Genomic DNA, 14,073 nt, shown 5'->3' on the forward strand with positions numbered 1-14,073 from the left:
CAGTCCTGTCCGATGATAGGCGAACTCGGAGTTGAATAGCTGATCCTATGCTTCTTTACGTGACGATCGGATCCAACGACCTTTATCGCGCAGGGCATTTTTATGATGCCGTGCTGCCTGCGCTCGGCTATCGCCGCCAGCATTATTCGGAGGAGGAAATCGGCTATTCCGCCGACGGCGATACGCGCTGCCGATTCTGGGTGGTGACCCCGTTCAATCGCCGCCGGGCGACAGCGGGTAACGGCGCAATGGTCGCATTGGCTGCGGAAACGCGGGCGGCTGTTGATGCCTTCCATGCGGCGGCAATGGCGGCCGGCGCCGTCGATGAAGGCAAGCCGGGGCTGCGCCCCTACCATGCTCATTTCTATGCCGCCTATGTCCGCGATCTCGACGGCAATAAGCTCAGTGCGGTTTGCGAAAGTGCCGAATAATCCCAGGTCTATCTCACGGCCGGCTGTTCGGCCTCGATCGCCGACGTCGCCATGTGACGCGATCGGTGGCCGGAAACGAGCGCGCCGGCATTGCGGTCCATCCGGATGAAGGGAATGGTCGCAATGATGGTCAGGCCGGCGATGACGTAGAAGGCGAGGTGGAAATCGGCAACCTGCAGTGCCTCGCCGCGCAGATAGATCGAGGTCTCCAATATCGCGGCCGCGACCGCGACGCCGAGCGCCAGGCTGATCTGCTGCATCACCGAACTCATCGATGTCGCCTGGCTGGCTTCGGCATCGTCGATCTCGGCGAAGGCGAGCGCATTGACGCCGGTGAACATGAAGGAGCGGGAGAAGCCGCCGATAAGCAGCACGCCGATGATGACGAGATGCGGCGTTGCCGGGGTGAAGAAGCCGGTGATGACGGTGACCAGTGTCGTCACCATGGCGGCGCCGATCAGCGTCGTGCGGAAGCCGGTGGCCGCGAAAACACGCTTGGCCATGAACTTGGTGGTGATCGCCCCGATTGCTCCGGCAAAGGTGATGAGGCCGGATTGGAACGGCGTCAGCCCGAAGCCGAGCTGCAGCATCAAGGGCGTCAGGAACGGCATGGCGCCGACGCAGATGCGGAAGAGATTGCCCCCCGTGGTCGAGGCCCGGAACGTCGGGTTTTTGAACAGGTTGAGGTTGAGGATCGGCGCCGGGTGACGCTTGGCATGGCGCACATAGAGGATGCCGCAGGCAAGGCCGATCAAGGTCGCAGTGACGCCGATCGCCGGGGGCAGGGCCGGGAGGCTGACCACAGACAGGCCGAAGACGACGCCCGCAGCCGAAAATGACGTCAGCACGAAGCCGGTGAAATCGAGCTTCGGCGGCGCCGTCGCTTCCACCTCCGGCAGAAAGATCGTCGCCAGCCAGATGCCGATAATGCCGACCGGCACGTTGATCAGGAAGATCCAGTGCCAGCTGAAATAGGTGGTGATGAAGCCGCCGAGCGGCGGACCGGTGAGCGGGCCGACAAGAGCGGGGACGGTCAAGAGCGCCATCGCCGAGACCAGATCGCTGCGCTGCGTCGTGCGCACCAGCACGAGGCGGCCGACCGGCGTCATCATCGCGCCGCCCATGCCCTGCAGGAAGCGGGCAAACACGAATTCGACGAGGTTGGAGGAGACGGCGCAGAAGATCGAGCCGATAACGAAGACGGAGATGGCCAGGCGGAAAATCTTCTTGGCGCCGAACCTGTCGGCCATCCAGCCGCTGACCGGGATGAACACCGCCAACGCCACCATGTAGGAGGTCAGCGCCAGTTTCAGCGTGATCGGCCCGACATTCAGGTCCCTCGCAATTGCCGGCAGCGCCGTCGAAATCACGGTGGAATCCATCTGCTCCATGAACAGAGCGACGGCAAGGATCAGCGGGACAATGCGGTTCATAGGCGGGAGCCTTGATAGGCTGCGGATGAAGCAGGAAAGGCATTTGCTGTGTAGACCCACTTCCCAAGCCTGCCAATCCTTCAACCCGCTTCGATGGCGCGTTTGGTTCACGTCTGCGTGAGATGGCTTGCCCGTCAACCTTCCCTATCAAGATTGACACATGTTTGCTTCGCCAGGGGCAGGAAATCCGGGTGGGATCTCGGGGCAGTGCGGCCGACACGCCGCGTATCAAAGGGGAGTAGAAATGGTAGTTTCAACGCAAATAAAGCGACGCACGCTTTTTGCCGCAGGCCTCGGGCTCTTGGCGGCGCCGATGATTTTAAGAGAGAAGGCCGTGGCGGCCGCGACTGGAGAAAGCAGCAATATGAATGCAGCGCCTTTGCCCGAAATCAATCAATTCAAGCTTGGTTCCTATAAGGTCTCCGTCGTGCGCGACGGTATCAACATTTCCGAAAAACCCAATGAAACCTTCGGCACCAATCAGAATCCCGAAACCGTCAAGGCTTTGCTGACGGCAAACTTCCTGCCGGCCGACAAGTTCGTCAACGGATATGCGCCGGCCCTCATCGATACCGGTTCGGATGTCATTCTCGTCGATACTGGCTTCGGTGCGGCCGGGCGGGCGCGCGGCGCCGGCCAGCTGGCCGAAGGCCTGAAGGCCGCGGGATATTCGGCCGACGACGTCACCCTTGTGGCGCTCACCCATCTGCACGGCGATCATATAGGCGGTCTGATGGAAAATGGCGCTCCAGCCTTCCGGAATGCCCGCTATGTCATCGGTCAGGCCGAATATGATTTCTGGTCGAACAAATCACGCGAAGGCACGACCGCCGAAGGCGGCCACAAGGCCGTGCTCGCCAATGTCGCGCCGCTCGTGGAAAAGGCGACCTTCCTCAAGGACGGTGATAGCGTAGTGCCCGGCATGACGGCGATGCTGGCAGCCGGTCACAGCCCTGGGCATATGGTGTTCCATCTGGAATCCGAGGGCAAGCGCTTGGTGCTGACCGGTGACACGGCCAACCACTATATCCTGTCGCTGCTGCGCCCGGACTGGGAAGTGCGCTTCGATATGGACAAGGCGCAGGCGGCGGCCAGCCGCCGCAAGGTTTTCGACATGATCGCGACCGACAAGATCGCCTTCCTCGGCTACCACATGCCGTTCCCGGCGGTGGGCTTTGCCGAGAAGCAGGACGGCGGCTATCGCTTCGTGCCGAAGACCTATCAGTTCGACATCTGAGCAAGAGCGGTTCAGCTTTTCATCGAAGCCAGGAACCGCTCTATCTCTTTGTTCTCACGCCATTCCCGGCGATATCGCTGCGCGCTTTGCCCGGCAGAACCGCTTCGCATAGTGCCTGGAATTGCTCTGTGCGCATGGCACCCATGACACGCCCGGCTGATATGCCGGGTTTTTTGCTATTTCCTTCCTGTCGTAGACGTGTTACCAGCCCTCGCCAACTTCCAAGCAACTCATGCACACCGCCGGGGCGGACGATTCGTTTCCGGGGCGGCTTGCATTTTCTTAAACGAAGGAATTTGGCCATGGCTCGCATCATTGAAACGGCAACCGGCGCGGACGCGCTAACCTTTGACGACGTGCTGCTGCAGCCCGGCCACTCCGAGGTCATGCCCGGTCAGACGAATATTGCCACCCGCATCGCCCGCGACTTCGACCTCAACATCCCGATCCTCTCTTCGGCCATGGATACGGTCACCGAAAGCCGGCTGGCGATCGCCATGGCCCAGGCCGGCGGCCTCGGCGTCATCCACCGCAATCTGACGCCGATCGAACAGGCCGAAGAGGTCCGCCAGGTGAAGAAGTTCGAAAGCGGCATGGTCGTCAATCCCGTCACGATCGGCCCCGAGGCGAAGCTTGCCGAAGCGCTGGGCCTGATGAAATCGCATGGCATTTCGGGCATTCCCGTCGTCGAGAAGTCGGGCCGCCTTGTTGGCATCCTCACCAACCGCGACGTCCGCTTCGCCTCCGATCCGGAGCAGAAGATCCATGAGCTGATGACCAAGGACAATCTGGTCACCGTCAAGGAGAGCGTCGATCAGCAGGAAGCCAAGCGCCTGCTTCACTCGCATCGCATCGAGAAGCTGCTGGTCGTCGATGGGGAAGGTCGCTGCGTCGGTCTTATCACCGTCAAGGATATCGAGAAGTCGCAGCTGAACCCGAACGCGTCCAAGGATGCGCAGGGCAGGCTTCGAGCCGCGGCCGCCATCAGCGTCGGCGATGACGGCTTCGAGCGTGCCGAACGGCTGATCGAGGCCGGCGTCGACCTTCTGGTCGTCGATACCGCCCATGGCCATTCGCAGCGCGTTCTCGATGCCGTCACCCGGGTCAAGAAGCTTTCCAATTCGGTCAGGATCATGGCCGGCAACGTCGCCACCTATGACGGCACCAGGGCGCTGATCGACGCGGGCGCAGACGCCGTCAAGGTCGGCATCGGCCCGGGCTCGATCTGCACGACGCGCATCGTCGCTGGCGTCGGCGTTCCCCAGCTCGCCGCCATCATGTCGGCCGTTCAGGCCGCCCAGGATCAGGACGTGCCTGTGATCGCCGACGGCGGCATCAAATTCTCCGGTGACCTTGCCAAGGCGATCGCCGCCGGCGCTTCCGCCGTGATGATCGGCTCGCTGCTGGCCGGCACCGACGAGAGCCCGGGCGAGGTCTATCTCTATCAGGGCCGTTCCTTCAAGGCCTATCGCGGCATGGGTTCCGTCGGCGCCATGGCCCGCGGTTCGGCCGACCGCTATTTCCAGGCTGAGGTGCGTGACACGCTGAAGCTCGTGCCGGAAGGCATCGAGGGCCAGGTACCCTACAAGGGACCGGTCTCGGCCGTCGTCCACCAGCTTGCCGGCGGCCTCAAGGCGGCCATGGGTTATGTCGGCGGCAAGGACATCAAGGATTTCCAGGAGCGGGCGACGTTCGTGCGTATCTCCGGCGCCGGTCTTCGCGAAAGCCACGCCCATGACGTGACGATCACCCGTGAGAGCCCGAACTATCCGGGAGCCGGCCTCTAATCATGAAGGCGGGCAGCGCAATTTCCCTCTGGGTCGTCGCGCTGCTCGCAGCCCTCTGCCTGGCTGTGCTGGCTTGGACGACTTTCGGCTTCGTCGTACCCTTCAAGCACGAAACCGGGCAGGCCGTGCTCGACACCTATTTCGCAGGCTACGACGAATCTGCCGTTTTCCACATGCAGAAGTTGCTCGATGAGAACGAGACGGCGGCCAAGCTGCTCAGCGCCATGTATTTCGGGCCGGAGCTGATCTTTCCGGCATTGCTGACGGCGCTGCTGTTCCTTGTTTTCTTCAGGCTTGGCCCCGTCGGCTCCTGGTTCGGCCGGCCGCTTCATCCGCTCATAGCCAAGGCGATCTATCTGTTGCCTTTCATCTACGGCATCTCCGACTATGGTGAGAACATTTCCAGCCTGATCGCCTTTAGCGAAGGCACGTCCGCAGGTCTTGCAATGCACCTGCTGCCTTGGATGACGCGGTTGAAATTCGCAAGTCTCGCTATCTGCTTCATCGTCGCCACGCGGCTTGCCATTGCCCGTTGGCTGTCGACCGGCGAAGACCGAAGCTGGGAAGGTTGAAGTGCTCTTCGTCAATGCCGGTGGCGGCTCCATGTTGCCCCTCGGCGAAATCACCGAAGAGCAGTATGACGATACGTTCGATCGGAATGTGACGGGGGTTCTCTTTACGGTGCAGAAGGCCTTGCCACTGCTCTCGCCAGGATCATCGCTGGCATCCGCTTATCCTTTCCGCTAGTGCTGCCAACAGACAAAAGCGGAAAAGGAAGTGGCGATCATGACCGGATATGAAATCTTCTGGCCACTCCTCGCCCATGCGGCCCTGGTCTACGGTCTATACGCGCTTCTTAGCCTGAGGCGCGCGAAAATGATCCGCGCTGGAAAAATCGCTCGGTCGGAGTATCGAGAAAATCGCGCCGAGCCGGTCGAAAGCCTCGTGGTCAAGAACGCTCTCGCCAACCAGTTCGAACTGCCGGTGCTCTTCCACGTCTGTTGCATTCTCCTTTATATCACGCAGGCCGATAACATCATCACCGTCGGCCTTGCGTGGATCTTCGTCGCGCTGCGTTATGCTCACGCTGCGGTCCACGTCACCAGCAATGAAATGCGCTATCGCAGCCCGCTTTTTGCGGCAGGCTATCTTGTGCTCGCTACCATGTGGGTCTGGCTCGCTGTTTGGATGGCGATGGACTGAGTTGCGTCGATCGCAGCTGACCGAACGCGCGCTCCATGTCCTTGACGGTTGCGCCGCTTAACTCTGCTTTCCCGAGAGCAGGGCACAACTTTTCGAAGTCTTTTCAATGCCCGTCAATTACCACGATATGCTGTGAGGGCTTGAATTCACAGGCCTTTGCCGGTCGTTAAAATGCGAGCTTTTCCATTTACCGCTGATGAACTCCTGGAATGTCATATCCGCTCGATGCGCTGGCGGAAGACAGCCTCCGCGGCGAAACAATAAGAATGGGAACGACATGGGCGCGGAAAGCATGGATCGGATCGGCTTGCGCAGGCAGCCGAAGCAGGGTCGCAGTATCCAGAGGCTGGATCTTATCCTCGCCGCCGCCGCCAAGATCATCGCCAAGAAGGGCGTCAGCGCCATGCGTATGACGGAACTCGCGATCGCCGCCAAAGTGCCGATCGGCTCAGTTTACCAGTATTTTCCCGAGAAGGCGGCGATCGTCAAAGCCCTGTTCGACCAGCACGCTTCGGCGATCCAGGCGAAGACGGCGGCGATGTTCAGCGATGTGCAGTCACTCGACCAGGCCCTCGATCGCGTCTGCGCCACCATCGACTGGTATTACGAATCCTATCGCGACGATCCCGTCTATCGCGGCGTCTGGATGGGAACCGAGACCGATCAGGATCTGCTTCGGCTAAATATCGAGCATAGTGGCCGCGTCGCCGGCATCTTCCATGACGCCGTGCGCAGGCTGGCTCCCGACCTTTGCGACGAGGAAATGTTCGCGCGCACTTACCTTTTCAGCCACCTGATCGGCGCCGTCATTCGGCTTGCCGCGGTCAGCGAAGAGACCATAGCGCGGCGCATGCTCGGCGAGTGGAAACGCGTCATCCGCGCCTCCCTTTTCGCCACGGCCGCGCCGAGCGCGGCTTAACCCTTTACCAGCTCGGCACCATGTTGGCGGCCTTCGGCCGCGGATAAAGCCGCGCCTGAGCCGATTTGACATCCGCATCCAGACCATCATCGACGACGGCCGGCGTGATGTTGTCGAGGCAGGCAGTGATATGCGCCGTGATTGCATTCATCAGCGACAGCGAGACGCCTGGCCGCTTCATGATCCCGATCTGCACCGGCGGCAGCGCCGGGAAACCGTCGGCCTGGCTCAGCACCTTCATGCCCGTCCGCAGCGCCGATTCCGGCATGACCGAGACCGCCATGCCGGCCAGCACCGCCGCAGCGACGACGGTGCAGGACCAGCTGGTGAACAGGATCTGGTGCTCGCGGCCGACGGCATCGAGCGCCGAGCAGGCGAGCTGGCGCCACTGGCAGTCGCGGCGGCCGACGGCAAGCGGCACCGGCGCGTCTTCGCGGATCGGATGGTTGGCCGAGCCGACCCAGCAGAGCGGCTCGGTTCTCACCACATCGGACATGCGCTCGCGCGGGTTGTGGGTAACGAGCGCAATGTCGAGCTCGCCCTTGTGCATGCGTTCGGCGAGATCGACCGAGGGCTCGCAGACGATGTAGAGCTCAACATTCGGATGCGTCTTGGCAAAGCGGCCGATGATTTCAGGCATATAGCGGTCGGCATAATCGTCCGGCGTGCCGATCCGCAGCGTCCCCTCCAGCCTGTTGTCGTCGAAGGCGGCGATCGCCTCATTGTTGAGGCGGATGATGCGCCGGGCGTAATTAAGCAGTTTTTCGCCCTCGACCGTCAGCCGGTTGCCGCGGCCGTCCTTGATGAACAGCTGCTTGCCGATGCGCTCTTCGAGACGGCGCATCTGCATGGAGACGGCAGATTGGGTCTTGTAGACCCTGTCGGCCGCCTTGGTGAAGCTGCCGGAATCGACGATGGCAATGAAGGTCTGCAACTGGTCGAGATCAAGAGGCGCGGACATGGGTTCCACCTATAAAGATAGCTGATGATAATCATTAGAAACATTCGTTGGACTGATCAATAGGTCTTTGGCATCTTCGAGATGCAAATCAAGAAAGTGATGGACAGACACTCTGCCTGTCCGAGCCGAATTCAGCCTGCTCCTTCCCGCACGACCTCGTGGGAGGGGTGGGTTGTTGCGTGCCCCGAAAGAAAGGAGAGTTCGATGCACATGACAGACCGGACACTAGAACTCGACTGCGGCAAGCTTACCCCGACGTTTTGGCAGCGTCTGGCGGCAGGCCTCGCACCGTTGACCTTCCTCTTTCGCGTGTTCCGCAATCGCATGGAGATCAACGCGCTGCATGACCTGAACGATACGCAGCTGAGGGACATCGGCCTCACGAGGGCCGATCTGACCTCCGCGTTCCTGGCCTCGACGTTTTTCGAGGACCCGTCGGAACATCTGACGCGTTCGGCGCGCAATCGCTGGCGCCTGCAGCTTTTCCGCTTCCACGAAGAGTAGGAGCGCGAGTTTCCCCGCAGGGTGATAGCCAATAGCCCTGCCGCTTGACCCGGTGATCGGCTTTCCCAAGCCATCACCGGGTTTTTTATGTCTTGGTTTCCGGAGAAGGCTTCGGCCGGTAGGTTTCGAAGATTGCTTCCAGGTTCCTCTGGTAGCTCTTCTGCACTTCGAGTCCGCTGTCGAACATGGCGTTCAGCATCTCGGTGTAGCTCTCGGCATTGGTCTTCGCCTCTTCCGTCGGCGCCTCCGGGGCCTTGGCTGCCGGTTGTTTGCCCGCCGGCTGCTGGCCGAGCCCGGCCATCATCTCCTGGAAAGCCTTGGCAAAGGGATTGTCGAGGAACGGGTTGGGGGCAGGCGCCGGTTCCTGTTTCGGCATCGAGAACATCAGCTGCATCGCCTGCGTGAAGGGATTGTCGAAAATGCTGGGTTCCGGGGTCGCCTTCGGCTTCGGCGCGAAACCGGTGCTCTCAAGCCATTTTTGGATCGTTTCGCCCATCGCGGTGTTGACGAACGGATTGACCGGCGCAGCCATCTGGCCGGTCGTCTGCTTGAAGAGCCCGCCCATCAGCGTATCGGCCAGCACCGGCAGCATCTGCTTGTAGATATCCTGGCCGATCCCGGTCATCTGGGCCGCCTGGGCGGCGATCGCCCGCGAAACCTCCTTCGAGCCGAAGAGCTGGGCCAGGATGTTGTTGCCGTCGGAAATGCCCTCCGGCGTGAAGGCCCGGCTCATATCCTCGAAATATCGCGCGTAGTTGCCGGAGGCGACGGCCTGCATCAGGCCGACGAAATCGTAAGGGTTGCTGGTGCTGCGCTTCAGGCCGGCGGAAAAGGCCGGCATCAGCGCCGCCATCGCCTTGGTCGCCTGTTCCTGCGCCAGGTTGAATTGCCGGGCGACCGCCTCCATCGCAGCGCCGTTCTGCGCCTGCATCATCATGTCGAAGAGTGGCAGCATGGAGGTCCCTTTCCCCGAGTCGTGACGCTTTGGTAACGCACTATATCCGGAAATGGTAATGTGCAAACGGCTTTTTGCCAGAGGGACTTAATGCATGTCGCCCGGAAGTGTGCCGCGGTTCCGCGACGACGACATGCGGGACAAGTCTCAGTACTGATAGTCCTCGAAGACCGGTTCGACGGAGGCCCGCCAGCGGCCGTGATAGAGCGAAAGCAGATCCTCGGCGAGCGTCGCCTTCTTGGCCAGCACCTCGTCGAGCGGTGCCAGGAAGATACTCTCGTCCTGGCCTTCCCCGTTGAGCTTGCCGCGCGCTTTGAGGCCGGCCTTCGAAATGCCTATCACCTCGCGCGCCACTTCGAGAAGCGGGCGTCCGCGAAACTGCGCCTTCAGGCCTTCGGCCGGAACGGCATTGCGCAAGGCGCTGACTTCGGCAAAGCTCCAATCCTTCGTCAGCGCGTCGGCGGCCTCGAGTGCCGCGTCTTCGTAGAGCAAGCCGACCCAGAAGGCCGGCAAGGCACAGATGCGCCGCCACGGGCCGCCATCGGCGCCGCGCATTTCGAGGAAACGTTTCAGCCGGACATCGGGGAAGAGCGTCGAGAGATGGTTCGTCCAGTCGCCCATCGTCGGCGAGGGATCGGCGACTTCGCCCTTCAATGCGCCGTTCATGAACTGGCGGAAGGTCACATGCGTGCAATCGTGGTAGCGGCCGTCGCGGACGATGAAATACATCGGCACGTCGAGCGCCCATTCGGTATAGTCATTGAAGCCGAAATCGTCGCGGAAGGTGAAATCGAGCAGTCCGGAGCGCCGGTTGTCGGTATCGCGCCAGATATCGCCGCGCCAGGAAAGCAGCCCGTTCGGCTTACCCTCGGTGAAGGGCGAGGAGGCAAACAGCGCCGTCGCCAGCGATTGCAGCTTCATCGAGACGCGCATCTTCTGGCGCATGTCGGCTTCGGAGGAGAAATCGAGATTCACCTGGATCGTACAGGTGCGGTACATCATGTCGAGACCCTTGGTGCCGACTTTCGGCATATAGCGGGTCATGATCTCGTAGCGGGATTTCGGCATATGCGGGGTTTCCGCATAAGTCCATTTCGGACTGCCGCCGATGCCGAGGAAGCGAATGCCCATCGGTTCGGCGATTTCACGCAGCGTCGCGAGATGCTGGTTCGACTCCTTGCAGGTCTGATGGATCGTCTCCAGCGGCGCGCCGGAGAGTTCGAACTGACCGCCGGGCTCGATCGAAATCGCGCCCATGCCATTTTGCTCTGCAAGGCCGATGATGTTGTCGCCGTCCATGATCGGCTCCCAACCGCATTTCTTCTGCAGGCCGGAAAGCAGGGCCGAGATGCTGGCCTCGCCGAAATAGGGAACCGGGCTGTTGTCGGTGCGGAAGAAAGCGAACTTCTCGTGTTCGGTGCCGATCCGGAACCCCTCGCGCGGCTTGTTGCCCGCAGCGATATAATCGGTCAATTCCTGCACCGAAGAGAGCGGCGTCTGGTCGGTAGTGTCGCGGGCCATGCGGGTACCTGTATTCAAAAAGGCGCCCAGGGGGCCGGGCAATTGGAAGGTGATTAGGACCCAAGCCACGTCTGTTGCAAGTGAAATTCTTTCAACGAGGCATCAAAAAAATAGCTGCGATTTCCGTGTCCACCCGTTTTGCTGTCAGTTCCAGTCGCCGATCGCCGCCTGGACCACAGCCAGCGCCGCCACGGCTGCCGTGTCGGCCCTGAGGATGCGCGGTCCGAGCGGGATGGCGGTGACGAAATCGAGGCTTCGAAGCCGTGCGCGCTCCTCTTCCGAAAAGCCGCCTTCCGGCCCGACCAGCAAGGCGAGATGCCTTTCCGTGATCGTCGACAGCACCGGCAGCGGATTCTGCCCGGCATCACCCTCGTCGCAATAGATGATGCGGCGCTCGTGCGGCCAGCGGTCGAGCAGATCGAGGAGCCGCACTGGTTCGGCCACGTCGGGAATGCCGAGAATACCGCATTGCTCCGCTGCCTCGACGACATTGGCACGAAGCTTGTCGAGATTGGTGATCCTGCCCTGAACGTGCTGGGTCATCACAGGCTGCAGCAGGCCGGCTCCCATTTCGACCGCTTTCTGCACCAGATAATCCATGCGGCCGACCTTGAGCGGCGCAAAGAGATAGTGCAGGTCGGTGGGTGCCGGCTGCGGCCGCGTCTGTTCGATCGCCGAAAGCTGGATGCGTTTGCGGGTGGGGAAGGAGACGGTTGCCCTCCACTCGCCGTCACGGCCGTTGAAGACGAGGATCTCCGCCCCGTCCTCCATTCTCAGCACATTGGCGAGATAGTTGAACTGGTCGGCACTCGCCTCGAGGACGGTACCGCCCGAAAGCGGGGCATCGACGAAAAGCCGTTGCATGCGAAAATTGGCGCGCATTCGAAAAATCCGGGGCCTTAAAACATGTCTCGCAAAGTGTGCAGCCGTTTGCCAGGCAAAGCGTGAAACGCTTTTGCCGAGACATGCTAGAAAATAAAGACCTAAAGCGCGGCACGCCGATCTGAAGGAGCGACGCGCTTTAGACGAAGAGCGCGAACATAACCCAATAAATCAGCGCCGCAAGCGCTCCCGAAATGGGGACGGTGACGATCCAGGCGGCGACGATCGTCATGAAATGCGAGCGGCGCACGAGATAACGCCGCCGTCTCTCATGGATATTGGGCTCCTCCGGCTCGTCGACATCGAAGCTGTCGGCCTTGCGCCTGATATAGGCGATGCGGCGCTTCGAATGGCGCGTGTACCATTCGCGGAAGAATCCGACGCCGAAGACGGAACCGACGGCGATATGCGTCGTGCTGACCGGCAGGCCGAGCCAGGAGGCGACGATGACGGTGAAGGCGGTCGACAGCGCCACGCAATAAGCCCGCATCGGATTGAGCTTGGTGATCTCCTCGCCGACGAGGCGGATGAGCCGCGGCCCGAAAAGCAGCAGCCCGACGGAGATGCCGAAAGCGCCGATCAGCATCACCCAGAGCGGCGGATGCCCGATGGCGTCGCCGCCGGTGCCGACCGAATGGACGATCGCCGAAAGCGGCCCGATCGCGTTCGAAACGTCGTTTGCGCCATGCGCGAAGGAAAGCAGCGCCGCGGAGCCGATGAGCGGCAGCCGGAACAGCGTCCGCAGCGAGCCGTTGCGGTTTTCGAGACCCCGTGCCTGGGCGAGCACCAGCGGCCGCGCGGCAAGCCAGCTCACCAGCCCGATGCCGATCCCGATGAGGGTGATGGTGTAAGATGGAAATTTGTCCCGGGGCGACAGCTGCAGCACCATATAGGCCATGAAGGCGCCAGCCATGACCGCAACCAGCACCGGTACCCAGCGCCGGGCGGCCTCGACTTTGTCGTCGCGATAGATGATGAGCGTCTTGACGAGGTATAGCAGCCCGGCGGCGATCAGCCCGCCGATCAGCGGCGAGGTAATCCAGCTCGAGGTGATCTCCAGCATGACCCGCCAGTTCACCGGCGCCGGTCCGACCGCACCGATGCCGGCGCCGATCACCGCGCCGACGATCGTGTGGGTCGTGGACACCGGCGCGTTCATCCATGTCGCAAGATTGATCCAGAGGGCGGCCGCCGTCAGCGCCGCCATCATGATCCAGCCAAGAATTGCCGGCGGCACCTGGACGGCGTCGACGATATCGGAGGAGATCGTCTTGACGACCTCGCCGCCGGCGATCGTGGCGCCAAGGATTTCGAAAATCGCAGCGATGACCAGTGCCTGGCCCATCGTCATGGCGCGCGCGCCGACGGCCGCGCCCACGTTGTTTGTCACGTCATTGGCGCCGATGTTCATCGCCATGTAGCCGGCTAGTGCCGCCCCCGCCACGACGAGCACCGCTCCCGGCCGGTCGAAGACGTAGACGCCGGCAAAGAGCATCGCGAGGCCGACGAAAATCAGCCCGAGGCCAGGCGCCACCAGCCGCCGTAAAACATGCTTGGCCGCGTCCTCGGCATGAGTGAGCTTCTCGAGATCTTTGTCGAGCGTACGTTTCGTCAGGACTGCGGGACGTGGCGGCATTCTTTATTCCAGGGATGAATCTGCTTCTACGCTGCTTTACTAGCAGTGCAAGATGGCGGGATTCATTTCGCTGAAATTCGCTTTGCCACCGGAGTTTGCTTCACCGCCTTGGCCGAAAGCCTGTCGGCCATTTTTTGCTTGAAGGCGAGGAAAAGGTGTCGGAGTTCCGGTTCGCGCACGCGGCTTGCCGCCTCGTCAAACGAGACCCACTCGATGGCTCGCTCGCCCTTTTCCTTGAAGTTCTTCGCCATGTCGGTGACTTCGAGCGCGTAGACCTGCACCTTGCAGATCACCTGCACCCCGTCGCGCAGCACTTTCGGATAGGTGTAGGCGCCGAGCGTTTCCGTCTCGATCGCCCCGCGGACGCCTGCTTCTTCAAGAGCTTCCTGAGCGGCGACCTCATGGGCGCATTTTCCCTCCATCGGCCAGCCCTTGGGGATGACCCAGCGACCGGTATCGCGGCTTGTCACCAGGAGAACCTCGACATCACCGCTCTTCTTCTTCACCCGATAGCAGATCGCACCATATTGTTGTCGCGGCGGACGCCGGAACATCAGCTGCACGTCGGATGCCAATCGGGCGAGGAGAGTCAATTGTCGGGTCA

14 protein-coding genes and 1 pseudogene are annotated in these 14,073 nt (G+C 61.5%); 8 read left to right on the forward strand and 7 right to left on the reverse strand.

The window, feature by feature from the left end:
* The first annotated feature begins 47 nt into the window (after positions 1-47).
* On the forward strand, positions 48-431 hold the full coding sequence (locus tag J0663_RS12650; RefSeq protein WP_207240673.1) for a VOC family protein: 384 nt from the start codon (positions 48-50) through the stop codon (positions 429-431).
* 8 nt (positions 432-439) lie between these two features.
* On the opposite strand, the gene J0663_RS12655 is transcribed toward J0663_RS12650, so the two are convergent.
* Positions 440-1,864 (reverse strand): DHA2 family efflux MFS transporter permease subunit, encoded by a 1,425-nt coding sequence (locus tag J0663_RS12655; RefSeq protein WP_207240674.1) that lies wholly within the window; start codon positions 1,862-1,864, stop codon positions 440-442.
* A gap of 244 nt (positions 1,865-2,108) precedes the next feature.
* Between J0663_RS12655 and J0663_RS12660 the strand changes: the two genes are divergently transcribed.
* The 6 genes and pseudogenes from J0663_RS12660 to J0663_RS12685 all read left to right on the forward strand — a co-directional run bounded on the left by J0663_RS12660 (position 2,109) and on the right by J0663_RS12685 (position 7,010).
* Positions 2,109-3,101, forward strand: a complete 993-nt coding sequence (locus tag J0663_RS12660; RefSeq protein WP_207240675.1) for an MBL fold metallo-hydrolase — start codon at positions 2,109-2,111, stop codon at positions 3,099-3,101.
* A 302-nt stretch (positions 3,102-3,403) separates the two neighbouring features.
* Positions 3,404-4,888: an IMP dehydrogenase gene (gene guaB, locus J0663_RS12665; protein ID WP_207240676.1), complete on the forward strand. Its 1,485-nt coding sequence runs from the start codon at positions 3,404-3,406 to the stop codon at positions 4,886-4,888.
* A gap of 2 nt (positions 4,889-4,890) precedes the next feature.
* A complete protein-coding gene (locus J0663_RS12670) occupies positions 4,891-5,460 on the forward strand; it encodes a hypothetical protein (RefSeq protein WP_207240677.1) in 570 nt (189 codons plus the stop codon).
* A pseudogene (locus tag J0663_RS12675) lies at positions 5,438-5,611 on the forward strand (SDR family NAD(P)-dependent oxidoreductase); the annotation flags it as partial. The gene J0663_RS12670 and the pseudogene J0663_RS12675, both read left to right, overlap by 23 nt.
* 63 nt (positions 5,612-5,674) lie before the next feature.
* On the forward strand, positions 5,675-6,091 hold the full coding sequence (locus J0663_RS12680; protein ID WP_207244493.1) for an MAPEG family protein: 417 nt from the start codon (positions 5,675-5,677) through the stop codon (positions 6,089-6,091).
* 277 nt (positions 6,092-6,368) lie between these two features.
* On the forward strand, positions 6,369-7,010 hold the full coding sequence (locus tag J0663_RS12685) for a TetR family transcriptional regulator (protein ID WP_207240678.1): 642 nt from the start codon (positions 6,369-6,371) through the stop codon (positions 7,008-7,010).
* Positions 7,011-7,014: 4 nt separating this feature from the next.
* Here J0663_RS12685 and J0663_RS12690 read toward each other — a convergent pair whose 3' ends face one another.
* A complete protein-coding gene (locus J0663_RS12690) occupies positions 7,015-7,971 on the reverse strand; it encodes a LysR substrate-binding domain-containing protein (protein WP_207240679.1) in 957 nt (318 codons plus the stop codon).
* 204 nt (positions 7,972-8,175) lie between these two features.
* On the opposite strand from J0663_RS12690, the gene J0663_RS12695 reads away from it, so the two are divergent.
* The gene (locus J0663_RS12695) at positions 8,176-8,475 is read left to right on the forward strand and encodes a DUF1127 domain-containing protein (RefSeq protein WP_207240680.1); all 300 of its coding nucleotides are present in this window, start codon (positions 8,176-8,178) and stop codon (positions 8,473-8,475) included.
* Between the two features lie 85 nt (positions 8,476-8,560).
* On the opposite strand, the gene J0663_RS12700 is transcribed toward J0663_RS12695, so the two are convergent.
* The 5 genes from J0663_RS12700 to J0663_RS12720 all read right to left on the reverse strand — a co-directional run bounded on the left by J0663_RS12700 (position 8,561) and on the right by J0663_RS12720 (position 14,062).
* The gene (locus tag J0663_RS12700) at positions 8,561-9,430 is read right to left on the reverse strand and encodes a DUF937 domain-containing protein (protein WP_207240681.1); all 870 of its coding nucleotides are present in this window, start codon (positions 9,428-9,430) and stop codon (positions 8,561-8,563) included.
* Positions 9,431-9,577: 147 nt separating this feature from the next.
* Positions 9,578-10,951 (reverse strand): glutamate--cysteine ligase, encoded by a 1,374-nt coding sequence (locus tag J0663_RS12705; RefSeq protein WP_207240682.1) that lies wholly within the window; start codon positions 10,949-10,951, stop codon positions 9,578-9,580.
* Between the two features lie 144 nt (positions 10,952-11,095).
* On the reverse strand, positions 11,096-11,833 hold the full coding sequence (locus tag J0663_RS12710) for a 16S rRNA (uracil(1498)-N(3))-methyltransferase (protein WP_207240683.1): 738 nt from the start codon (positions 11,831-11,833) through the stop codon (positions 11,096-11,098).
* Positions 11,834-11,972: 139 nt separating this feature from the next.
* The gene (locus tag J0663_RS12715) at positions 11,973-13,469 is read right to left on the reverse strand and encodes an inorganic phosphate transporter (protein WP_207240684.1); all 1,497 of its coding nucleotides are present in this window, start codon (positions 13,467-13,469) and stop codon (positions 11,973-11,975) included.
* A gap of 62 nt (positions 13,470-13,531) precedes the next feature.
* Entirely contained in the window at positions 13,532-14,062 is a 531-nt protein-coding gene (locus J0663_RS12720) for an NUDIX hydrolase (protein ID WP_207240685.1), read from the reverse strand.
* Positions 14,063-14,073 lie beyond the last annotated feature (11 nt).

The organism is Rhizobium lentis, assembly GCF_017352135.1.
Classification (GTDB): Bacteria; Pseudomonadota; Alphaproteobacteria; order Rhizobiales; family Rhizobiaceae; genus Rhizobium; species Rhizobium lentis.